We start from the raw sequence: 22,306 nt of genomic DNA, 5'->3' as shown, positions 1-22,306 counted from the left end.
ATGAGTGCTGATGATCAAGAAAGGGTCGATGAGGAATTATTTGACTCAGATGGTGATTTAACTACCTATAAAGGTTCACCCTTTACGGGAGTTGGTTTTGACCCCTTTCCAGATGGGGAGGGGATTGAGTATGAGACCGAATACAAGGACGGCCTCCCAAATGGCTTAGCGAGAAAGTGGTATTCGTTAGGCCGACTTGCTTTTGAGGTTGAATGTAAAAATGGGTTGACTCACGGGAAAGAGACTTATTGGTACGAGAATGGGAATATGAAGTCAGAATCATTTTTTGAGTACGGTATTAAAACCTCTTCACGGAGCTGGAGCGAAAGCGGTGAGCTAATAGAGGAATTCTCCATTGATGTCGGCTCAACAAATTACAAGTTGTTGCAAGAACGTAGAAAGGAGGAGCCGTGACGTGGCCTAATAGAACTGACCAACCCAGTTAAGAACAGAAAAAGGACATCCACAAACCAATTGACTACGCTGTACTCAACTTGTAGTCTTTTGGCTGTTTAAATATCCAGTATTAAGGTTCAAGGATGACCCGTGCCAGAAAGGAACTCATTTCCCTCTCCGATACTCGTTATTATCATTGTGTTGCCCGTTGTGTTCGTCGTGCTTTCCTTTGTGGTCAGGATGAATTCTCAGGGCAATGCTATGAACATCGTCGCCAATGGATAGTCGACAGGCTCTTCTTTTTATCAGAGGTCTTTGCAATTGATGTGGCCGCCTATGCGGTGATGAGCAATCATTATCATGTAGTCCTGAGTGTGGATGTTGATCGGGTTAAGAGCTGGACGGATGATGAGGTAATTGAACGTTGGTGTCGTCTGTTTGGTGGTCATCCATTGATCGCCCGATATCGAAAAGGCGAAAAACTTGATAAAGGTGCTTTGTTAAAGATCGCGGAAATTGTGACTGAATGGCGAGAGCGTTTAACGTCCATTAGCTGGTTCATGCGTTGCCTGAATGAATATATTGCGCGCAAAGCAAACGCGGAAGACGGATGCAAAGGTCGTTTTTGGGAGGGACGATTCAAGTCTCAGGCATTGCTGGATGAAGCAGCACTGTTGACCTGCATGACTTATGTCGATCTTAATCCCATTCGTGCCGGTATCGCAAAGTTGCCGGAAACCTCTGATTACACGTCGGTCCAGGAACGAATCGAAGATCTTCGAACGTCGAAGAAACAATCCCGCTTAGTTCAATTGATAGGCAATGAGCGAAAAGATTCGGAAGGCAATGGCATATTCTTTCATCTGCAAGATTATCTTGAACTGGTTGATTGGACGGGCAGGGCAATTCGAGAAGACAAGCGCGGTGCCATTCCTGACCATGTACTACCGATTCTGAGGAGGCTTAACATTGATCCGTCGGAATGGACTGAAAGTATCAAATATTTCAGTTGCAGATTTCCACGGCTGGCCGGCAGGCTGGATCGATTGGAAAAAGCCGTCGCGCAGCTCGGACAGCGTTGGTGCCAGGGACGAATCCATTCTCAAAAACTATATCTGACTTAGCCATCATTTCAATCTCGTTTTGGCATATCAACTGAAAAGTTGAGACATGCATGTGCCGAAATCTCACAAACCTACACTCATTTGCCGTATTGAGCGCAGTTGTTGATCATCAAAATGGTTAATTGTTGGCGGGAATGCCGCGATAATCATCGTGGTATTTCAATAAGTTGATTCCTGCTCAGGGAATTTAGGTGGGTGTCCTTTTTCTGTTTTTCTGGTTTAAGTTAAAAACGTTACCCAAGGCATCGAATTCTGGGCCTGGAGCACGATACCCGTCAATGGCGGATAATGTCGTGATAAGCTATCCATAAATGGCGATAAGCCTATGTAGTCGATGGAGTTAGTATAAGAGTGGCTAGACCCGAAATTTATGTCAGCACAGATGTTGAAGCCGATGGACCCATTCCCGGACCACATTCAATGTTAAGCTTTGCCTCTGCAGCCTATACGGCAGATAAACAATTGGTTAGTACATTCTCTGCGAATCTGAAAACACTGCCAAATGCAGAAGCTCACCCTGACACCCAAGCCTGGTGGGAAAAGAATCCTGAAGCCTGGAGCTTATGTCGAAAAGACCTTCAGCCACCGGAGCAGGCAATGACTGATTATGTCACTTGGCTGAAACAGTTGCCCGGGAAACCTGTATTTGTGGGTTATCCAGCCGCTTATGACTTTATGTTCGTTTACTGGTACTTGATGCAATTTGCAGGAGAGAGCCCATTTTCACACTCGGCTCTGGATATTAAGACCTTTGCGATGGCGGTGCTTAATACAGAGTTTCGTGGAACGACCAAACGAAAAATGCCAAAATGCTGGTTTGATCCTCTACCTCATACCCACGTAGCGCTTGATGATGCCCTAGAACAGGGGGCGATGTTTTGTAATATGTTGGGGGAGCGTGGTAAGTCGTCCCAGAGATGAATCTGACTGTGGGAGCTTAACGGCGAACTGTTTATGAGACTATTTTGTTTTTTAGTTGTTATGGTGATTGTATTTGGGGTGGGATTCTTGCTTTATCCCAGAATTATAGATTGTCGTTCTCTGAGTTTAGAGGAGGAGGCGGAGATCAATATTAAAATTTACAAGAACGTTGTTGAAGATATAAAAAAAGATATCGGACATTACCCTGAATCGCGGTATGGTCTGAAAATGGTTTATCAGAACCTGTCTGGAGATGATAATTGGAGAGGGCTCTATCTTGGGAGAGTCGTTGAGCCTCTGGATGGATGGGGGAACAATTTAATATACCGGTACCCTGCCAAGTGTTTTCATTATGAAGAAAGTTACGAATTATATTCAACTGGGGAAAATGGTGTTGATGAATGCCAAAGTGGCGATGATGTGACTTTTGAATAGATTGTTGATATTTGCAATTCTTGCTGAGAATAATGCCCCTGTGCAGCAGAGGAAGGACATATCTAAACACGATCCCGGCAATCGTCATTGTTCTTGACACTGGGTAGGCATCCCTATATGTCCTTTTAGTCTATACATCCAATCGATTAACTTGGTCGTAACTAAGTGCTGGCAACCGCGTCTTATGCAGGGTTGTAAGGCGGCCAGCAGTAGTCGCGTGCAGTCTTATGTACGTTTGGCAGCTAGGCCTGTTCATTACACATACTGAGTATAATCAGCACAATGAACGCACTAATTGATTTTCGACATCTTTTTCGAAACGCCGATCCTTTCGCTATTTTAGAATTGGTGTTCAGCCAATGTTATGATGCGGTTGTGATCACACGAGCCGATCCAGAGAATCATGAAATTGTTTATGCGAATCCTTGCTTTTGCAGGATGACAGGTTACGAACTGAATGAGCTTAAAGGCAAGCAAACCTCGATTCTAAAAGGACCAAAAACAAACCCCAGCGTCATAGAGCGGCTTAAACAAAACCTCAGAGACCATACTCCATTTAAAGGTAGCGCGGTCAACTACCGTAAAGATAAAACTGAATATCACGTGGAGTGGAATATACATTACATTACCGATACGGAAGGAAATCCGCAGTATTATATTTCCATTCAGCGTGATTTGACGAGCCTGAAATCTACGCTTTCGCGCTTAAAAGCCTCTAACGACCAATTCAAAGTTTTTTTAAAAAATCTGACCGAAGAGAGGCCATCAGCAGAAAAAATTAACGAGCTAAAGGAGAAGGCCAGTTCGCAGCTTGTTGATGACGCAGGATTGTTTTCCGGCGCCTTAAGAAGTGCGTCCAGAAAAGAGCATTTTGATGACACCGAGCTATTTGGTTTTGAGGATGGCGAAAAAGGTGTTTTACCGTCGACAGAACACAAAGCGGCGATGTCAGCTTGGGATTACGCTGAAAAAGTGTGTCTCTCAGATTATGAGCTGGATAACTTGTCTACCATCATCAACGATCTTTCAACATCGATTGCTTTGCTTGGTGTTACGCAAAATACATCGTCGGCTATATCGAGCATTACGGCGGATTTTCAAGAACTCGCGAATGCTTTATTTTTCGTAGAAGAATTCGTGGAGTTATCAACAGTATTCAGCGAACTCTCGTTGCAATTGACCAGGCATGATGTCCAGAATAAAGAGCTGCCGGAATTTATGATCACGGTTTTTGAAACCCTGGTGAAAGAACTAAAAAACTGGTTTAACTCAGTGTTTGTTGAGAAAACATCCGAGAATATTCACGCGGAAGATGCTAGCTTGCTCGCGTCGGCAAAACAAATCCTGGAATTTGTAAAGCTCATGTGAGTTAGGAAAGAATAAGGACATCCATTGAGTGGTAGTGCCTGAGCGTAGGAATGTAAAAGAGGGGTCCCACAAACCAATTGGTTAAGCTATAGTCAGCTTGTGGTCTTTTGTCTGTCTGAATGTCCAGTGTTAAGGTTCAAGGATGATCCGCGCCACAAAGGAACACATTTTCCTCTCCGATACCCGCTATTATCATGGAATTTAGGTGGATGTCCTGCATTCGTGCATTCGCTTGATGCCCCACACTCGCTGGCCAAACCCCCCGTCTGTATTCAGGTTTCACTCGTCCTACATCTATTCTGGAATACAAATTTTATACTTGTCCAATGGCCTAAATTGCGGGTGTGATGTTGGTTGTATTAACTTGTGGGTGTCCCAAATCACCCTTGGAGATGATTGAATAAAGATGAAACAGTATTATGGTCTTTTGCTCATATTAGTATTTGTTGGTGGCTTCTCCTATGCGGAAGAGGAGAGCGTCAGGTTTACTTATTCAACAGCTTTGACTGGTGATGAAATTCCGGTGGATGACATGGATGCAGAGGACTTTCATTTATTACTCAAGTCCTATGATCTAATGGCAGGAGAGCCTTGTATGGAAGAAAAAGCAAAACATCATTTGGAAAGCGATGATGTCAAAAAGGTAGCTGCTTTATACAGGAAAGCTCTGCTTGAGTGCCAATGTGACCCGGTTGTATGGGAAGGCCTGAAAATGATGAGCGCGGTGATTGGCAGACATCCGAACTGGGATGGGCAAAGGTTGATCTTACAAAAGCCAGACAATGAGGAAATAGTTTTAGATAATAATTTATATCAAGAAATGCAGGGTGCGTTGAATTCAATGTGTCCTCGAGAATAGAGAATAAGGACATCCATTGATTGGCTCCTCAGGATCAAGCGAGAAAGAGGATGGCCGATATCAATGGATGTCCCAAATCACCCCAAGTCTGACACGAAACGCACTCCAGATGGATTTCCAAGATGCACTAGAATGCTTTTGCTGATTTCAATACAGAAAACAATCAGCGTCACTACAAGTAAATCTTGGTCTATAGGGGAAGATGCATGTTCAGTCATGTCATGATTGGTTCGAATAATATCGAGCGCTCGAAGCGTTTTTACGATGCTGTGCTTGGAACTCTCGGAGCAAGTGAGCCTCTGAAACTTCAAGCGAATTCTGGTCATACAAGAATTTTTTACCGGCATGAGGGAAATACATTCTGTGTTACTGAGCCAATCAACGATGAAATGGCGACGTTTGCCAATGGTGGCACTATCGGTTTTAAGTGCGCCTCACCTGAGCAGGTTCAAGAGTTTCATGACATTGCGGTTTCAAACGGTGGTGAGTCAATCGAAGAAAAGCCAGGGATACGTGAAAGTAGTTTTGGCAATTTGTACATAGCCTATGTCCGTGATCCCGACGGTAATAAACTTTGTGCTATTTATCGCGTTAAGTAGAGGTCTTGATTCGGTGGCTTTGAAGCTTGTTCAAGGATTGTGGCGAGTCGAGAGAAGCTGGATATCGGTGTCAGGCTTAATTTTCAGAGCCTGACACCGGGTGTCGAAGTCATGCTAGGAGCGAGCGAACCAGGCTTGATCCAGGTTCGTCATTTTGGCAACTTCATGATGCAGTTTATGGGGAAGTGGTAATTCAACAGCGCAGTAAACCGCAATTGCAAGAAAGATCCCGCTGGCCCACCAATTCTGGATGCTGACAGGTTTCAGGGCTGTGCCGAAGGATCGTTTAATTTCCATGTCTGAAAGGTTCACCGCATAGCATTCGTCAAGGATCAGATGAACGAGGTAACCGGCGAATACCATGCCACCGAGTGCCCATGCGAAGTCGATACCTTGTTCAATGAAGCGCCAACATAGAAATGCGGAGCCCAGTCCAAAGCATACTGCCGCCAATAGTGAGTGGAACGAGCCACGGTGCTCTGTCAGGTAGGCGAAAATCTCCAACACTCCGATGCGTATGGTGAGAAATGCCGCCAGCATAGCACCCCATAGATAAAGCAACGGCAGATTCGGGAATGTGAAAAGTACCGCGAAAGATGCGATGACTCCAAGTGCGCTAAACATCCCTTTGAGAATAGCGGTGGTATCCGCATCCAGATCTGGTGCCAAGCCTGCAATCGTGCCTGCCACCCATAAGGCCATACCCTGTCCTGGGGTAAACAGGCCGGTCATGAGTAATGTTGAAGTCAGCACGCCGGAAGCGGCGGCACCTCCCACAAGATGTGTATTAAAATTAGCCATTTAGCGATCTTTTCCTTCTTCTGGCCGGCCATGCTATAACAAAATAGGGTGAAAGGTCATATTAAAAACGGTTAGCTGAATGGCGCCTGACCATACGTCTGTCTTTACGCCTGACTTTATGTCTGACTTTGCGTCGGCCTATATCTCAAAGGTGTTTTAATAACGAAATATTATAGTGGCCTCAAAGATTTTGTCTGATGCCAACACCGGCTTGCCAAACTTCCTTGAACGCGTATATTCACTCCCTGGACAAGTCTTTTTATATGTACAGGAAGTATCATTTTATGCAGCCTTCTTTGCACTGGTGGACCGTTAATCCAGAGCATCGCGCAGAATCCATTCTGTTTATACACGGTGGTCCGGGAAGTCATTCCCAGTATTTTAAACAATGGGTTCTTCAGCATGAACGTTTTACCCGGAACTATGGTTGGGTGTCCTATGATCAACGGGGATGCGGTTATTCAGAATCGGCGGACCAATACAGCCATGCCCGGAATGTGGATGATTGTCTCTCGATGCTGGATAGATTGGCGACGGAAGGGGTTGTCATAACTGCGATTGCAGCTCACAGCTATGGGGCAAAGCTGATTTACGATGTTTTACAGGTGAATCCGGGGATTGATCAGAGTATCGTTTTACTCGGGCGTTCGTTGAGGGCGGATATTCCTGCCAAGAGGAACTTTATGATCGATATGATCCTCTTGAAGTTATTCCAGACTGAGGACTATAAAAGCCTGACATTGACGGCCGACTATGATGTCAATGATCCTGCCAGTCTATGGGATATCAAGCAAAAGTTAAGAGAAACTCTGACGAATCGGGATATTCGAGGCCTGTTTAACTGGCATAACCTGGCAGCGATGGATAAGTTGGAAAACATCAGAGCTCAATGCAGCGTTTCAGATAATGATGACGTGTTCAAAGCCGTGGTGGGCAGTATTCATCAAAAGGCTGCCATTGTGCCAGACTATGATTTTGGGGGGCTGAGGCAGCGGGTTCTGCATATTATGGGAAGCAGTGATTTTGTCATGGCCGGAGATCTTTTTGTACCGGAAGATCGGCATAACTATAGGTCCCGTGTGTTTTCCCATTCCGGTCACTATCCCCATTTTGAAGAGCCCGATAGATTTATTGAGACTGTGGAAGCGTTTCTATTATCCCCCGATGCGGACTGATTGATGACACGGACTGTTTGGTGGCAGGCACAAATCAACTTGTACCAGTTGATTTGTCAGACAATATTAGATGAGAAAAACAGATGCTGAGTGAAGAACAAAAACAACAGTTTGAAGAAATGGGATATCTGCTGCTGGCTGATATGGTCACTGAAAGAGAGCGTCTGGCGCTCATTGAGCGGGCATATCAATTTATCGAGGAAGATGATCTCAGCCAGGCAGGTCAGTTTTCCACTACAGATCGTTCCCGAATTGATAACCGTTATTTCCTGGGGTCAGCGGAAACGATTCGATGCTTTTTCGAAGAAGAGGCTTTCGATGAAGGTGGAGAGTTAAGGCAAGCCCGATCCCAGTCCATTAACAAGATTGGGCACGCGTTACATGATCTCGATCCTCTTTATAGGCAATTCGCCAGGCGTCGTGAATTCGGTGCTGTTGCTAGAGACCTCGGAATCTCGCAACCGTCGCTCTATCAGACCATGGTGATCTTCAAGCAACCGAGAATTGGGGGCGAGGTTACTTGGCATCAGGACGCCACTTTCTTTTATACCGAGCCTACCAGTGTGGTGACCTATTGGTTCGCTCTGGAGGATGCCACGCTGGAAAATGGGTGTCTCTGGCTTGAACCTGGTGGGCACAAGGGCCCTCTTCGTGAGCGTTATTTCTGTGAGCAGGGGCTCCTGCGTATGGAGCCTCTTAGCGACCTGCCATGGCCGACCGAGAATGGACAAGCCATGCCGGTAAAGGCGGGCAGCCTACTGGTATTTCACGGCCATCTTCCCCATTACAGTGCGCCTAATCGATCTGACCGATCCCGAATCGCGTTGACGTTTCATGTGGTCGACGCTGCCAGTGAGTATGCAGAGGAGAACTGGCTACAACGTCCAGGTCTCGGTCATTTTGTGATGTCTTCCGATTGAGCACATTGATGTTATTGATGAAATATTTGTCAGTTTGTGACGATGGGCCTCAGGAATTGCTATCTTACGGCGTATGAACTTGTAAAAGGTTAAACAAACTTTTTGAATACCTCCGGCACCAGTGTCGACGGCTTCAGGATGGGTTCATCCGGCAAGTCGTAAACTGAGGTTTTCTCGATACATGGTAGGAGCATGCAGCAGTCCCAATTTCCCGTCATTCTGGCCGGGCCGATATTACGACGAATCACCCCTGAGCGCGTAACAATCTGGTTGGCCTCATCTTGTCCGATTCACATCAAGCTGTCGCTGCATCCTGAAGAGGGCACAGAGTCGGTGCCAGCGCCAGGGCACCAGCAGTCGTTTTCAACTGACGAACTCTGCAAACACTCGACTGTGCTAAAAGCCGGTCAGTCCCTTTATTTTTATCTGCTCGACATACCGGTTAACCAGCCGTTACCCCGTGATGCCTGGATTGGATATGATCTGCAGATCAGTACTGGTAAATCAGATGGGGAAGAAGGAAGCAGTAATTGGAAGAGCTGGCGGGAATGGGCCCCGGATATTTGTTATCCCGGTCGTACCATGCCCGGGTTTGTCATTCGTTCGAGCCTGGATCGTATACTTCATGGCTCCTGTCGTAAGCCGCATCACCCCGGAGGCGATGGTCTGGTAAGGGCAGATCAGGTGGTCTCGGAACAACTTGGTAATCCTGCGCAGTGGCCTTCTGCGCTGGTGATGACCGGTGATCAGATTTATGCGGACGATGTAGCCGGCCCCATGCTGGTGGCTATTCACCGTCTGATTGCGCAGCTTGGGTTACCCAGTGAGCACTTGCAGAAATGTGAAGTGGAAGAGTCTGACCTGATTCATGGTGCGAAGGCCAATTATTATCAGCGCGAATCATTGTTGCCAAAGACAGAAGCCGGAAACAATATCAAGGATTTGATCTTTGGCGGAGCGCGTAAACCGGTTTTCACTTCTGTCAATGCTCACAACCATCTGATAACGCTGGCGGAAGTGCTGGGGATGTATCTGTTGGTGTGGTCCCCGGCGTGCTGGGCGTTCACGGATATGACTCCCCCCGAGTCTCTGACGCAGGAAGCCCGGGATTTGTATCTGCGCGAGCTTGCCGTGATTGAGCAGTTTCAGACATACCTGGATGTCGTGCGGAGGGTAATGGCTCATTTGCCTGTGGCGATGATATTTGATGATCATGACATTACTGATGATTGGAATTTGACGGCTGGTTGGGAGCAGGTTGCCTATGGCCATCCGTTGTCCCGCCGAATCATCGGTAATGCACTGTTCGGGTATCTGATCTGTCAGGGGCTGGGAAATGCCCCTGAGAACTTCCCGGCGGAAATGATGGAGCATGCCCAGTCAGCTTTGCTGAATCCCGGGACGGAGCATCATGATAACTTTATCGATGAGCTCTATCGCTTTTCCCACTGGCACTATATCTGGGATACAGAGCCTGCTCTGATCGTGATGGATACCCGGACGCATCGCTGGCGTTCGGAAAGAAGCCTGAATCAACCTTCAGGTTTGATGGATTGGGAAGCGCTGACGGAACTGCAACAGGAATTGCTGGATCATAAAGCGGTTGTGCTGGTGTCTCCGGCGCCCATGTTTGGGGTGAAACTCATTGAAACCATTCAGAGAGTGTTTACCTGGTTCGGACACCCGCTGGTGGTGGATGCCGAAAACTGGATGGCGCACTCCGGGGCGGCCTATGCACTGATGAACCTCTTCCGACATTCCCGTACTCCCCAGCAATTCATTATCCTGTCCGGTGATGTACATTACTCGTTTGTCTATGATATCGAGCTACGTGGTCATACCCGCGGACCGGATATCTGGCAAATTACCAGTAGTGGGATTCGTAACGAATTTCCCAAATGGTTGCTGGAAGTGTTTGACCGTCTGAACCGCTGGTTATACGCGCCTTGGTCACCTTTAAACTGGTTTACCAAGCGACGCGGGATGCGGGTGATTCCCCATAAACCCGTTCCCGCTGCCGCAGGGGAGAGGCTGGTGAACGCCTCAGGGATCGGCTGGGTGGAGCTGAAGCCTGATGGCAGTCCTGGCAAGGCCGTGCAGCTCTGCGCTGATGGTCAGGACATAACGTTCAGATTGCATGAGGAGGAAGCTCGCTGGGAGTAGCCTCGGGTCATCGTGCAATCGTTATTTGTAGCCCTTTTCCCGGACACATAATGCCTGACTGCCTACGTTACATCCTCGATAGCACATGACTTCCCCGTTGCTGTTAGCTGCTGCACCGCCGTCGATTTCTTTGGAGCAGTATACTTCGCCGTTAGAGTTTTTGGCACAATGGCCGACACCGCAAACCACTTCTCCGTACTGGTTTTTCAGGATACCCCCGTTTTTATTACTGGCGCAGAAAATTTGTCCCGTTGAGGTAATTTCACAGGACCCCGGACCACAGTACACATCGCCGTTTGAATCTTTCAAACAGTCCGCGTGCAAGTGTCCAGAGGCGACAATCAAGAGAATCTGACATATGCGCTTCATCATTTGCTGTCCCTTCCGGTGTTCGTTATTGCTGAGGAGAAGACTCTTCACAACCCGCAATTTTCACATAGAACGGACACATCCTTAAAGGGCAGCCCCGCTTAAAAAAGGGGGGCGAATGCGAAAACTCTAAAGGGCAGAACGGGAGGTATTTTGTTTTGAATTCCCTCTGAAGGCGCTGGTAAACGCTTCTGAACGTAGCTTCCTGGCTTTTTTCAGATAATACTCAATGTCGATAGCCCCATGGCTGTCTCGCTTGATTTCTGGTTGATGATCGTTTGATTGCTGAGGGCTCTCAATCCGCTGAGGGCTCTCTACTCGCTGAGGGCTCTGAAGCTTTTCGAGATGACTCTGTGAAATGCACATGGCTTTAGACTCCTGGTAATTTTCTATTGCGAATCTACTCTCCTCAAAACATAATAAAAAACGAATTATATTTATGTGATGGTTCAATAAATGTGAATTATAAGGCCGATCTTTCCACTGAGTTGTTGTTCACTTTCATTCACGTTGTAGAGCAGGGCGGTATTAATCGTACGGCTGAACGACTGCATAAAACCCAGTCCGCTGTCAGTATGCAGATGCAGCGGCTGGAAGAACGAGTGGGGCAGAAGCTGTTCTATCAAAGCGGTCGACGAAAATTGCTGACACCTGCCGGCGAAACCATGCTGGTATATGCACGTAAGTTGCTGGATCTCCAGAGTGAAGCTTTGACTGCCCTTCAGGGAACGGCATTGGAGGGGGAGTTGAATATTGGTGTATCCCACTCTCTGGTGGAGAGTAATCTTACCCATGAGCTCACCGTGTTTGCCCGCCAATACCCCAAAATTCTATTGTCCGTGAAAAGTGGAGAAAGCCGGGAGCTGGAAGCCGCTTTTGGTCGTGGGGAGTATGATTATGTCATTTATCTCACCCGAGAGTCTGTTGGTTCTGGTGATATTCTGGGGGCCTACCAGATGTATTGGCATGCCAGCCCTGATTTTGACTGGCAGCAGGGACAAATGCTTCCTATTGCCAGCTTCAGTGCAACATGTGTGTTTCGCCAGATATGCGTCGAAGTTCTGCGGCAGGCGAATTTGCCCTGGCGTGAGGTATATCGAACCAGTAGTTTGTCCGCCCTGATCAGTGCCGTGGAAGGCGGACTTGGAGTGACCGCGCGCACGGCGCATGCTGCGCGAGGCAAAACCCGAATACTGGGAGCCGAGGCAGGATTGCCGGCGCTGCCGGAAGTCTTTGTTGCAAACCGGTATCGCAAGTCTTCGGTGCTTGCCGGTTTGATTGCAGAGTGGATTCAGAACAGGCCTCCGGTTGTGGCCTGAACTGATATTGAAAACGACCTGATTCAGTATTGAAACGGCTGGTATTTAATGACATCGGTTCGTGGGTAAACCCCCTGAATCTGAGTATCCGTCTCCGGCAGAGTTTCAGCCCAACGGTAGAGAATTCGAAACTGTTCTGATTGAGGTGAATGGGTGGATAGTGCCGGAATAATCCAGTCCTGATCTTTGACCATATCAAATCCCCAGTTCATGAGGAGGTCATAGGCAATGCGGGTCACCCGGGACCATAGATGCGCTCTTTCAAGGGCATTGACGGGCTCATCAACAGACAGCATGGGGCAGCCGTCCAGTAATTCCTGGATGCGTTTATAGGGCGTGCCGAAGTGATGGAGTGCATAGCGATCAACGATCAGGACATCAGCATGAGGCACCGCAAAAGCTTCTCTTGCCAGGGTGGGGTACGTTTTATGGTTGGTGTGTAAAGGAGGTGGAATCATCACGCCGTCAAAGCCGTATTCAAACGGGTGTGTCATCTTTAAGGCATTTGTATCCATACCCGCGATGAGAATCTGTTGATCGGGGTATTGGTTCCATAACCTGTTGATCAGGTCAGCATCTGCCTGTCCGTCGCCGCATCCAATGGAAAAGTAGATCAGAGGATTACCGGGGGTGATCAGGTCGGCGGCCATATCGATCAGTGCCTCAGAAGTCTGTTGGTTGACTTTGGGATCATTGGTCTCCAAAACAAACTCACACATCAGGATGGCATCATCAGAGTGTATTTGTCCCTGGGATATCAAGGTTTGAAGTGCCCTCATCAAATGCCGGACGATAATCTCATTGATATCAAGATCAATAATGTCGCAGAGGTCTCGAAGTGACAATTTTGAAGTGCGTTGCCAGGGCAGGACGTCTCCCGGCACCAGGCGCTGTATTTCATTCAGTACCAGAAGCGTCTGCTTCCAGATACCGGTTCTGTCGGGGTGAATATGCAGGTCAAATACTTCTGTGCAGATGTCGTATTTCAGGTCTTCCAATGAAATATTGGACAGCAGCCGTTGTAATGCCTGATGCCGGATAAGATCGCCTTCTTCCTGTTTCGGTTTTTGTTCCTTTTCATGAGAATGCTCCGTGTTCTGGCTGGCAATGGTATCTCCCAATAGATCTCGAATCGCTTCTTCGATTGACCGTTCATGGTGATATAGGTCCGAAATTCTCTCGCCTTCCATGGGGAAAAAGGAGGGTTTCCCATCCCTGTAGTTTGAATCAAGCGGCTGGGGATTCGGGCCTTTTTCGGAAAAAGGCATTTCCGGCGAGAAAGCCCGGTAAGAATGGGTAATGCTCTGGCTAAAGGTTTCCTGGAATGTGGGCGTTGATGGGTAAAACCTGTTAAGGACGTCATTGCCCAGGGCTCTCAGACGGTTGTGCTGTGCATAGGGTCTTGCCATCAGTGTTTGAACACTGGGGAGGGCTGACAAAGGTAAACGTGCCGATGTCAGTATTTTGCAGCTGATATTCTCCAATTGTTGGAGGAGATATCTGTCCTGGGAATCCCCGACAAGAATAAAGTGTTGCAGATGGGCGGTGATTTCCTCCGTTAGCAAAGGTTGGGGAAGGCATTTCCAGACGGTAATTTTGTAGTCTGGGAATAATAGATCCCGGGCGATGATATTGACATAGGGCATCGTTGGATCTTTGGCTTTCGGCAATGGAGTTTCACTGGAGGATTGATCCGTATTTCGGGTCCCGGAAGGTACCACCAGGTAGATTTGTGTTTGTTCCCTGATATGTGAACAAGTGCTTTGTAGTCGCTCTCTGAGCGCCTGACCGGGCTCTGCTGTCTGTTGTAGTATTCCTCCCAGGAAAATGACGGCTTTCCTGCCGTCATCAGTAATTTGAGTGGGCTCTACTGAAGTTGCGACCCCTTGATCTGAGAGTTCGTAGTATCGAATCATGACCGTCATTCCCTGTAGTCATTGTTGTTTTTTTGTTTGAGCGCCTGATGAGTTCCAGGCGCTGTTGGTTAGTTGTCACCTTACGGACTCATGTTACTGTACTAGTCAATATAAGGAGCGGGGCGACCACCATTGTAATAACTGTATAACCGTGGCAGATGATGCCTCGCACTGGTCGTCATTGGTTGATACGGATTGAAAGCCTGACCGGGAGCACCTTCCAGGTAGTCCCTGATACCAAACAGATAGTGTTGATTGAGAAGATGTCCCCAGGCGGCAAGCCCCGTCTTTTCAAACAGTGGGCCGTCAATCTTGATCAGGGACGGGTCGCTTTCTCGTAATGGTGACAAAACCCCAAGACGGGCGACCAGGTCAAACTGATTGGCAAAGTTTTCAATATAGGGCAGGCCGATAGTATCCCCATGATGGTTTTTGACTTCGGCGACGTAGGTCATCCTGTCAGCGCAATTGGCAAAGGTATATACCTCGAGCTTACTCAATAAGCGGGTGAGATACGTCTGCAGATCAGTATTGGATTTTTCCAGAATATCCCCCCGCAACAAAACCTCCAGTGCCAGTTCATCAATGAACTGCAAATCGAGGGTGGGGAGGCTGCCCGGATCCTTATGCAGTTGATTGACGTGTCTTAGAGCTTTGCCTAGTGCGCGAAGTACATTGGCTGCGATGATGGTGCCCTGAGAGTGACAGATCACCACCACTTTATCTTTATCCGGCGCTTTGAGTGCTTCCAGAATGGCGAGAGTGGCTTTGATGGTGGGTTCTGTCATGGTCTGGTATTTGGACAAGCTGGGGTCCGTCTTGAAGGTTTTTCCTATGGCGGCTTGCAAAAGGTCCAGGATCAGAGAATCAGTTTCATTGTGCACAACCGTTAAAGGTCGGTTGAACAATTTGCTCAGCAGCACCGAATTCATGCGGGCAACAGGTTCATTGGTCGCAACACCGTTGATAAAAAACCAGTGTTCGTTGGCAAAGGAGTTATCACTGGCAAACGGATCTGGTTGCTGAAAATAATTACTTGGGCGCCAGAATAAATGCTGAACCAGAGGTGGGGCAAAGGTTCTGAACCAGCGATTGGGGGCGTGTGAAAAGGCGGGGACGGTCACGTCCACCAGATAGTCGGTTGTCCGTAGCGGGCGCCACAGGTCCAATATATTAAACTCAGATTCCGTCTGGTGTGGAGGAAGCCAACTCATCACTGGCCCGAAGATGGACTGAATGTAAAGCGGAGGAAAGAATTTCAGTGCCTCAAGGACAATACTCAAGAGTTGCTCGTAGCCGTTTGTTGGTGGCGGGCTTACGACACTGAACGTTTTGGGGCTGAGTGATCTGAGCGCTGGCGTGTCGGGCTTTTGATCGCTTCTCTGCTCACTTTTTAGAGCATTTTTCTGTTCATTTTCCTGCTCTTTATCCGGGGCAGGATTCAGTTGATGGGTATCGATATTGGCATTGGCAGACATAATGAAACTCCTTTTCAAATAAACCAGGAGACAGACTCCAGCATGTGCGCCGAATAAAGCGTTATGCCATCCTCATCTGTCCCCGTTCTATTTCCCCCTCGTGTCAAATTTTCGCTCGTGATAGAGGCTTTCAGGCCTTTTTGCTTTTATCGCGCGTCTTATAGTGTTTTCAGATATTCCAGCAGCTCTCGCCGATGGGATTCTTTCATTTCCCCGGCACCGTATTCGTGTCCGCTGTTGGAGTTACCCTTCAGGGTTGTGTCATATTTGAAATTCCTGATAACGGTCCCATCAGCTAATGTGGTGGTGGGGACAGAGACATAGCCGACATTCTTGACATCCAGCTCCCGGTTCCCGAGATAGAAGGTTTTTGACCGCTTATCTGCGGGCAACAGCAGCTCGTACAGGCTGGGGACTGATCCATTGTGCAAATACGGAGCTGTTGCCCAGATGCCACCCAGAGGCCGTGCTTTATAGGTTCCTTCACTTAACGGAAAGTCGTTCCCGCATCCGGTGGGACCGGAAGCCGGCAACTTGAATTGGCTAAGGATGTCCTTGATTTTCTCATAGTGCTCTTTTTCTGAATGCAGTTCTGTGGTGTAGTCTACCGCAATCGCATCGAGAGAGGCGGCAGGTTGGTCAATGAGACCACCAATGGTCGCGTTGACCAGAGGTTCGAGTCCAGAGGTTCTGGCAGGAATCGGGTCACCGATCAGTCCCATCGCTTTTCGGCCTTGATATTTGCCTGCGTCATAGCACTTCATCATGTTGGTCCATTCCAGGGGATCGGTGCCAACGTCACTGATAGGGGTGAGGACAGCCGTGTAGATATTGGGCTCATCTTTACGGCTAACGACCTGATGGCATGAGGCGCAATATTGGTCGTAAAGCAGTTCGCCACGTATCACCATCTCAGGGTCAACTGGTGGCAGGTATTCCGTTGGCCATTGGGGAGACTCCAGTAGCGCCACCCAGGCCTCCAGATCACCCAGTCCCTGAACATCGAATGATGATTGATAACGGAAAGTTTTTTTGTTGTCGGGAATATCGATCTGTCCGTAAACCCCCAGTACCTCGCCGGCATTGCGGACCAATGCACCAAAATCGAAGGGGCCGTTGGGAGCAAATCCGGTCCATTGAACGACATTGGACTGCTGAGTGCCCCACAGGAAGGGATAGCTGACTGGAGCATCGGCAGGGTGTCCGTTGTTGGGCATGTCATTGAAATGCACCATGACCTGATTGAATATCTGGCCGATAGCATCCACCCGGCCGTATCCATAATCCGGTTGGTTGGGCGCCGAATGGTTGATTAAGTTGCGGGTTCCCAACTCTTCGGTCTGGGCCAGTAGTTCGCTGCGCAGATCTTCTTTCTGTTGTTTGCTGGGATGTTTGCCAAGAATATTTTTGGCAAACCGCTCAAACTTGGCCTCGTCCTGATAAGTGCGGCTAAGCGCACGTACCAATTCAAAATTAAACCCTTGTACGTTACCTAAGGTTGGCCCGCCATCTATGCGGATTTTCTGTCCCTGGTAACTGACTTCTGCAGTGTGGCAGGCGGCACAGGTGAACCCCATCCATTCTTTGCCGTCACTGCCGGTGTTTTTGACAAATCCTACTGGAAGACCGTCGGGGTTCCAGGATTTCAGTTTACTGGAGGGAAGATAGCGCAGTTTTTCGATATGGGCGTCGTCACGAAACAGAGTCTGGCTGTCGGCCTGTTCCAGAACCAGAAACCAATTATAGGGAAGTATTCTGGAGCCCTGTGCTGTGAAATAAAAGCCTAGCTGGGTGTCATCAGTCCAGCCTTGTTCCAGGTTAATGACATTCCCCTTGGCACCGGGAACGGGATCCCCTTCAGTAATTTCTGTACCCTGCTGCTGCAGGGCACAGGCGACTGTCATACCCGATAGCACGACGGCTGTCACAAACATCCTGTTGTCCATAGTGGCCATAGCCTTGATCCTTTTTCCTTTTGGCGAGTGTCCTTATAGCGAGAACTCGAACGGAAACTCTCATCGGTGATACAGCCACGAAGTACTACAGAGAGCACACTGACCACTAATGCAGGCCAGTGTGTCACCTAAATATAGTTGCCGCTCTGGGGCTCTGCCAGAAGTATTTCAGTGTTCACGAAATTGTCATCGGACCTCTCCCGATATCGGTTGCGATCCAGCAATATCAAGGCTGCTGGAAGCGTTATCAATGTCAGCAAGGTGCCCACCAGTACACCAGCGCCAAGCGAAACCGCAATGGGAACCAGCCACAGGGCTTCCGGATCGGTTTCCCATAGCAGTGGCATAACGCCCGCAAAAGTGGTGACCGAGGTTAGTAGAACAGGACGAAAGCGTTGCAGGCAGGCATTAATAATGGCGTCATTAACCGGCTTACCTTTCTCCAGGTCTTCCCGATGGGCGTCAACCAGCAGCAGGCCATTATTGATAAGAACACCCATGAGTCCCACTAACCCGAACAGGGAAATCAGGCTGAGTGGAATACCGATGATCCAGTGGCCCAGAACCGCCCCTACAATCCCTAGAGGCGCAAGTGCCAGTATGACCAGAGGAAATCGATAGGACCGCATTGGGACTGCCATCAGCGCAAAGATAACAAACAGGGCGAGCAGGGCCCCTGATAACAGGCTGGCCAATGATTCTGCTGATTCCTTGACCTCCCCTTCAATACTGTAGACCACACCGGGGTAATGAGCAGAAAGGGGGGATAACAGGTTTTCTTCAACCATGCCGACGACCTCATCTGGGGCAAGAGGGGCTACAGTTCCCGCATAGATGGTGAGTGAACGTCTTGCGTCGATTCTTAATATGCTTGTGTCATTTTGCACATACTCGATGGTGGCAATGGTGGATAAGGGGGCAAAAGCGCCGTTGGGAAGGGCGACCACCATTTCCCTGAGGTCGGTAAGCGTATTCCGGTGGTCTTTAGGGAAACTGACCATGACGCGCCACTCTTGTTGATTGTTTTGAATACGTTGTGCCTCGATACCATAAAAAGACGCACGTACCTGTTCACTCAGCCAACGTTGTGTGACTCCGGCAGATTTGCCTTCAGCGGTCACCTTAAGTATCAGATCACGGGATTGGGAGGTTGAGCTGTCGCGAACGTCGATCACCCCGTTCATTTCTGCCAGATAGCCTTTTATATGGCTGGCCGCCGCTTCCAGTTGTGTGATGTTGTCTCCTGACAGCTGTATCGCAACCTGCTCATCGTCACCGGGGCTGCTGGAAATCAATACAGATTCCACTGCCGGAAGCTTCGGGAGGTGTGCTCGCCAAGTCTGTGCAACTTCATGAGCGTCAAAGGGGGCGTTTTCCACTGCAGCGATTTCAATCGTAAAGTGAACAGATTGATTGTCGGTATCGACACTATGACGATGAATCGGGTCATAATCCAATTGGTATTGCTGCTTTATTGCATCCCCCGTCTGGAACAGGGAGGTTTCCAGGCGCTGTGAGACAAGATCCCGTTGAGTCGGTGACAGGTTCGGATTCAACTGAAAGGTGCCGGATATCTCGTAATCGGCAATGTCAGGAAGGACGGATGTCTTGACCAGACCTGTCATTACCATGACGAGGGTTAACGTGAATATTCCCGCTGCTGCCGTCAGCACCTTCCAAGGGTGTTGCAGTACCCAGACGAGTACCGGAAAGTAGGTTCCTTGACGCAAACCGGTCAGGCCTTTACTTGCTTTGCCCTGAATCTTCTGTCCAATGCCTGACATACTTCTGGACAACGAATTTCCTGGTTGACGGGGAGGGCGCCGGAGGTGGCCAGGTAGGATTAATTTGGATTCCAGAAGCGAGGCCAGCAAACAGCAGATCACGACAATCCCCAGGCTGCCCATGCGGCTACCCATTTCGCCCTCAGTCAAGGTCAGGGGGAAAAATGCCGCGATGGTGGTTAACGCGCCGAATGTGGCAGGTAACGCCACTTTATTGGCACCGAGGGCAATATTTTCCAGGGAGTGACCGTGGTTTTCCGTTTGATTGTGAATGCTTTCTCCAATCACCAGAGCGTCATCCACAATCAGTCCGATGGCAATCAAAAAGCCGAACAGAGTGATGGCATTCAGGCTGATATCCAGACCGCTGAAATAAAGTAAAGCCATTGCGCCGACAATAGAGACCGGAATGCCTACGGCAGTCCAGAATGCCACCCGCCAGTGAATAAACATCCCCATGATCAGACAGATCAGCAAGAATCCGGTGATGCCGTTTTTCAGGAGCAACGCGCTGCGGGAAGTGAATTCACGTGATTCATCCATCCAGGCCTGCACCTGTAAGCGATCCCCCAGTTGTTGCTGATAGGATTCCAGCATGCCTGTGACTTCCTGACTGACGGCAGCCAGTGAAACACCCTTTTCCCGGCGGACATCCAGCGTCATGGCGGGAATTCCGTTGAATCGGGACAGTGAAAACTCCTTCACAGGTTCAATTCTGACCTCTGCCAGGTCCTGGATAGCCAGGTGTCTGCCATCTGGTAGAAATTTGACCGGGATGCGCCGGAAGTCCTCAATATCCAACGCCTGAGCGGCAGTGCGGAGTTGCAGACGGCCGTTGGTGGTTGATATGTCGCCAGTAGAAAGGTTCAGAGAGTGATTGTTAATGGCTGAGGCAATCTCTTCCAGTGTCAGGCCGTATTCGTTCAACCTGGATGGTTTTGTCGTGATCGATACCTGCATGTCCGGGAGGTGCTGAATTCGCGCGTAACTGACGCCCGACAATGCACTCAGCGCCTTTTCCAGTTTTTGGCCCTGATTCAGTAATGCCTGCAATGGGAGATTCCCATATAGACTGACGATCATCATGGGGTCTGTTGGTTCCGGTGCTGAAAACACAGGTCTTTCCGCATAGGCTGGAAAGCTGTCGATGGCATCTACCCGGGATTTGATCAGGTTCAACATCCTGTCCTGACTGACCTTAGAGGTCAGTTCTATCGTTATGGCTGCCCGATCCCGTTCTGCTGTCGCGAGAATTCGCTTAATTCCCTCCAGTCCTGCCAATGCCTGTTCCACTTTGAGCACGACTAACTGCTCTACTTCGTGAGGGGAGGCGCCGCGAATATCGACAGTTATTTCAATTTGGCTTGGAGCGAACGGCGGAAATACCTCCTGATTGAGTGAGGTAAGAGCCGTCATGCCGGAGAGCAATACGATCATCAGCAAAAGGGCTCCGGCGACCGGGTGATATATAAACCAACTGACGATACCAGAAGGCGGACCTGAAGGGCGTTGGCTTTTATCGGGGGTAAAGGGCTTATTCATTCTGGTCTCCGTTAACCTCTGCCAGTGAGCTGGAAAGAGCCGAATAGGCGGGTGCTCCGTCCCAGAGCTGCCCGGTATCCTGGATGACTACTTCCAGTTCCGGTCCATTGTCGACATAGCCGGGAAGAGAGAGATAAACGTAACCAGCGTTTTGATATTTGATGTTTGCCGTCACTTCTTTGAGATAACCCTGATTCAGGATAAAGAAAGAATTTCTTTGGGACAGGGCTGATTCAGGCAGGGCGTACAGAGATTGAAAATCACCAAGGGCAATCGTCGCGGAGACAAAGGTACCGGGACGCAGAGGTGGTGTCGCGCTGAATGGCTGTCGGTATACCGTGTAGGCGTGCAACTGGCGGCTATCGTTGTCGACCACCGGTGCCAGCGCCAGGCCATGAGTTTGCCAGCGGGGGGTGTGAGAGTCTTCCCGGCCAGGGCTAAGCGATACTTCGATTTGACTCATTGCTTCAACGGATGTCAGGAGGTTGGCCTGATGCTGTGCCAGCGTCAGTTTGATTCGGACCTGATCGTCGCTGATCAGACGACCCAGGGATGCTCCTGTGGTTGCCCAGTCTCCGATGCTAATGTGGCGCTGGGTAATCCAACCAGTAAAAGGTGCCCGGACTTCTGTGGCCTGTAAATCAGATCTGGCTTTTCGTACTTTGGCCTGAGCGCTTTTTACACGGGCTTTTGCTGCTTCCAACTGAGGCTCCTGAACCGCCAGGGGAGAGGGAGGCGAAGTGTTGGTTGCATACCAGTCTTCACGGGCGCTATCACTGGTGGCTTGCTGTTGCTGCAGTGCCAGTCTGGCGACAGCCAGATCACTTAAGGCTTCGCTTAACATCCGTTGATATTCGGTTTTATCCAGGCGGACCAGAAGTTCACCCTTTTCGACGTGGACACCTGGTTCAAAAGAGGGAGTAAGTTCCGTCGCGGCAGCCGCTATACGGCTGGCGATCATGCTGGACTGAAAAGCTTCAACCACCCCGTATGCCTCCAACTGCCGTTGATGTGGCTGTAAGGTGATGGTCTGGGTTCGAACTTCCTGTCCTGCCGGTTGTTGTGATGGCTGTAGGTTTTCCGCGGTGGCTTCGAATCCTGTCAGCGTCAACAGAAAGAATGCAGCCAGGGAATGACATTTGATTCTCGACATAAAGCGATCAGCTCCTGTGAGTGTTTTAA

General features: G+C 49.1%; 19 protein-coding genes. 11 read left to right on the top strand and 8 right to left on the bottom strand.

Annotated features, from left to right (window positions below; genetic code table 11):
• From F566_RS0117955 to F566_RS0117925, 7 genes are all read left to right on the top strand, one after another.
• A complete protein-coding gene (locus F566_RS0117955; protein WP_020408405.1) occupies window positions 1–414 on the top strand; it encodes a toxin-antitoxin system YwqK family antitoxin in 414 nt (137 codons plus the stop codon).
• A gap of 125 nt (window positions 415–539) precedes the next feature.
• A complete protein-coding gene (locus F566_RS0117950) occupies window positions 540–1,520 on the top strand; it encodes a hypothetical protein (RefSeq protein WP_020408404.1) in 981 nt (326 codons plus the stop codon).
• A 351-nt stretch (window positions 1,521–1,871) separates the two neighbouring features.
• Window positions 1,872–2,441 carry a 3'-5' exonuclease family protein gene (locus tag F566_RS0117945; protein WP_020408403.1) on the top strand — a complete coding sequence of 190 codons (570 nt, stop codon included), beginning with the start codon at window positions 1,872–1,874 and terminating at the stop codon, window positions 2,439–2,441.
• A 33-nt stretch (window positions 2,442–2,474) separates the two neighbouring features.
• On the top strand, window positions 2,475–2,876 hold the full coding sequence (locus tag F566_RS0117940; RefSeq protein ID WP_020408402.1) for a type II secretion system protein GspG: 402 nt from the start codon (window positions 2,475–2,477) through the stop codon (window positions 2,874–2,876).
• 282 nt (window positions 2,877–3,158) lie between these two features.
• Window positions 3,159–4,244: a PAS domain-containing protein gene (locus F566_RS35590; protein WP_020408401.1), complete on the top strand. Its 1,086-nt coding sequence runs from the start codon at window positions 3,159–3,161 to the stop codon at window positions 4,242–4,244.
• Between the two features lie 406 nt (window positions 4,245–4,650).
• Window positions 4,651–5,103, top strand: coding sequence for a hypothetical protein (locus tag F566_RS0117930; RefSeq protein WP_020408400.1), 453 nt, complete (start codon window positions 4,651–4,653; stop codon window positions 5,101–5,103).
• 206 nt (window positions 5,104–5,309) lie between these two features.
• On the top strand, window positions 5,310–5,702 hold the full coding sequence (locus F566_RS0117925) for a VOC family protein (protein ID WP_020408399.1): 393 nt from the start codon (window positions 5,310–5,312) through the stop codon (window positions 5,700–5,702).
• Between the two features lie 114 nt (window positions 5,703–5,816).
• Here the strand turns inward: F566_RS0117925 and F566_RS0117920 are convergent, their stop codons facing one another.
• The gene (locus F566_RS0117920; RefSeq protein ID WP_020408398.1) at window positions 5,817–6,503 is read right to left on the bottom strand and encodes a metal-dependent hydrolase; all 687 of its coding nucleotides are present in this window, start codon (window positions 6,501–6,503) and stop codon (window positions 5,817–5,819) included.
• A gap of 284 nt (window positions 6,504–6,787) precedes the next feature.
• Between F566_RS0117920 and F566_RS0117915 the strand changes: the two genes are divergently transcribed.
• The 3 genes from F566_RS0117915 (at window position 6,788) to F566_RS0117905 (ending at window position 10,761) form a co-directional block, all read left to right on the top strand.
• Window positions 6,788–7,678, top strand: a complete 891-nt coding sequence (locus F566_RS0117915) for an alpha/beta fold hydrolase (RefSeq protein WP_020408397.1) — start codon at window positions 6,788–6,790, stop codon at window positions 7,676–7,678.
• An 83-nt stretch (window positions 7,679–7,761) separates the two neighbouring features.
• Window positions 7,762–8,598, top strand: coding sequence for a phytanoyl-CoA dioxygenase family protein (locus F566_RS0117910; RefSeq protein ID WP_020408396.1), 837 nt, complete (start codon window positions 7,762–7,764; stop codon window positions 8,596–8,598).
• 192 nt (window positions 8,599–8,790) lie between these two features.
• Entirely contained in the window at window positions 8,791–10,761 is a 1,971-nt protein-coding gene (locus F566_RS0117905; RefSeq protein ID WP_020408395.1) for an alkaline phosphatase D family protein, read from the top strand.
• Window positions 10,762–10,782: 21 nt separating this feature from the next.
• Here F566_RS0117905 and F566_RS0117900 read toward each other — a convergent pair whose 3' ends face one another.
• Both F566_RS0117900 and F566_RS0117895 read right to left on the bottom strand, forming a co-directional pair.
• The gene (locus tag F566_RS0117900; protein ID WP_020408394.1) at window positions 10,783–11,133 is read right to left on the bottom strand and encodes a hypothetical protein; all 351 of its coding nucleotides are present in this window, start codon (window positions 11,131–11,133) and stop codon (window positions 10,783–10,785) included.
• 126 nt (window positions 11,134–11,259) lie between these two features.
• Window positions 11,260–11,496, bottom strand: a complete 237-nt coding sequence (locus F566_RS0117895) for a hypothetical protein (protein WP_020408393.1) — start codon at window positions 11,494–11,496, stop codon at window positions 11,260–11,262.
• Window positions 11,497–11,588: 92 nt separating this feature from the next.
• Between F566_RS0117895 and F566_RS0117890 the strand changes: the two genes are divergently transcribed.
• Window positions 11,589–12,449, top strand: coding sequence for a LysR substrate-binding domain-containing protein (locus tag F566_RS0117890; protein ID WP_020408392.1), 861 nt, complete (start codon window positions 11,589–11,591; stop codon window positions 12,447–12,449).
• Between the two features lie 23 nt (window positions 12,450–12,472).
• Here the strand turns inward: F566_RS0117890 and F566_RS0117885 are convergent, their stop codons facing one another.
• From F566_RS0117885 to F566_RS0117865, 5 genes are all read right to left on the bottom strand, one after another.
• Window positions 12,473–14,365 carry a hypothetical protein gene (locus tag F566_RS0117885; protein ID WP_020408391.1) on the bottom strand — a complete coding sequence of 631 codons (1,893 nt, stop codon included), beginning with the start codon at window positions 14,363–14,365 and terminating at the stop codon, window positions 12,473–12,475.
• 101 nt (window positions 14,366–14,466) lie between these two features.
• Window positions 14,467–15,843 carry a lipase family protein gene (locus tag F566_RS0117880; protein ID WP_020408390.1) on the bottom strand — a complete coding sequence of 459 codons (1,377 nt, stop codon included), beginning with the start codon at window positions 15,841–15,843 and terminating at the stop codon, window positions 14,467–14,469.
• A gap of 158 nt (window positions 15,844–16,001) precedes the next feature.
• Window positions 16,002–17,798 (bottom strand): di-heme-cytochrome C peroxidase, encoded by a 1,797-nt coding sequence (locus F566_RS0117875; protein WP_020408389.1) that lies wholly within the window; start codon window positions 17,796–17,798, stop codon window positions 16,002–16,004.
• A gap of 128 nt (window positions 17,799–17,926) precedes the next feature.
• Complete coding sequence (locus F566_RS0117870; protein ID WP_020408388.1) at window positions 17,927–21,124, bottom strand: efflux RND transporter permease subunit; 3,198 nt, start codon at window positions 21,122–21,124, stop codon at window positions 17,927–17,929.
• Window positions 21,117–22,277 carry an efflux RND transporter periplasmic adaptor subunit gene (locus tag F566_RS0117865; RefSeq protein ID WP_020408387.1) on the bottom strand — a complete coding sequence of 387 codons (1,161 nt, stop codon included), beginning with the start codon at window positions 22,275–22,277 and terminating at the stop codon, window positions 21,117–21,119. The genes F566_RS0117870 and F566_RS0117865 overlap by 8 nt, the downstream gene beginning before the upstream one ends.
• Between the last annotated feature and the right edge of the window lie 29 nt (window positions 22,278–22,306).

This window comes from Hahella ganghwensis DSM 17046, assembly GCF_000376785.1.
Classification (GTDB): Bacteria; Pseudomonadota; Gammaproteobacteria; order Pseudomonadales; family Oleiphilaceae; genus Hahella; species Hahella ganghwensis.
The sequence above is the reverse complement of the archived record's forward strand: the minus strand, read 5'-3'. Positions and strand labels throughout refer to the sequence as shown.

What these genes read in the sequence shown, in the direction of transcription:
- F566_RS0117955 (WP_020408405.1), top strand. Translation starts at nt 1, where the DNA reads ATGAGTGCTGATGATCAAGAAAGGGTCGATGAGGAATTATTTGACTCA.
- F566_RS0117950 (WP_020408404.1), top strand. Translation starts at nt 540, where the DNA reads ATGACCCGTGCCAGAAAGGAACTCATTTCCCTCTCCGATACTCGTTAT.
- F566_RS0117940 (WP_020408402.1), top strand. Translation starts at nt 2,475, where the DNA reads ATGAGACTATTTTGTTTTTTAGTTGTTATGGTGATTGTATTTGGGGTG.
- F566_RS35590 (WP_020408401.1), top strand. Translation starts at nt 3,159, where the DNA reads ATGAACGCACTAATTGATTTTCGACATCTTTTTCGAAACGCCGATCCT.
- F566_RS0117930 (WP_020408400.1), top strand. Translation starts at nt 4,651, where the DNA reads ATGAAACAGTATTATGGTCTTTTGCTCATATTAGTATTTGTTGGTGGC.
- F566_RS0117925 (WP_020408399.1), top strand. Translation starts at nt 5,310, where the DNA reads ATGTTCAGTCATGTCATGATTGGTTCGAATAATATCGAGCGCTCGAAG.
- F566_RS0117920 (WP_020408398.1), bottom strand. Translation starts at nt 6,503, where the DNA reads ATGGCTAATTTTAATACACATCTTGTGGGAGGTGCCGCCGCTTCCGGC.
- F566_RS0117915 (WP_020408397.1), top strand. Translation starts at nt 6,788, where the DNA reads ATGCAGCCTTCTTTGCACTGGTGGACCGTTAATCCAGAGCATCGCGCA.
- F566_RS0117910 (WP_020408396.1), top strand. Translation starts at nt 7,762, where the DNA reads ATGCTGAGTGAAGAACAAAAACAACAGTTTGAAGAAATGGGATATCTG.
- F566_RS0117905 (WP_020408395.1), top strand. Translation starts at nt 8,791, where the DNA reads ATGCAGCAGTCCCAATTTCCCGTCATTCTGGCCGGGCCGATATTACGA.
- F566_RS0117900 (WP_020408394.1), bottom strand. Translation starts at nt 11,133, where the DNA reads ATGATGAAGCGCATATGTCAGATTCTCTTGATTGTCGCCTCTGGACAC.
- F566_RS0117895 (WP_020408393.1), bottom strand. Translation starts at nt 11,496, where the DNA reads ATGTGCATTTCACAGAGTCATCTCGAAAAGCTTCAGAGCCCTCAGCGA.
- F566_RS0117885 (WP_020408391.1), bottom strand. Translation starts at nt 14,365, where the DNA reads ATGATTCGATACTACGAACTCTCAGATCAAGGGGTCGCAACTTCAGTA.
- F566_RS0117880 (WP_020408390.1), bottom strand. Translation starts at nt 15,843, where the DNA reads ATGTCTGCCAATGCCAATATCGATACCCATCAACTGAATCCTGCCCCG.
- F566_RS0117875 (WP_020408389.1), bottom strand. Translation starts at nt 17,798, where the DNA reads ATGGCCACTATGGACAACAGGATGTTTGTGACAGCCGTCGTGCTATCG.
- F566_RS0117870 (WP_020408388.1), bottom strand. Translation starts at nt 21,124, where the DNA reads ATGAATAAGCCCTTTACCCCCGATAAAAGCCAACGCCCTTCAGGTCCG.
- F566_RS0117865 (WP_020408387.1), bottom strand. Translation starts at nt 22,277, where the DNA reads ATGTCGAGAATCAAATGTCATTCCCTGGCTGCATTCTTTCTGTTGACG.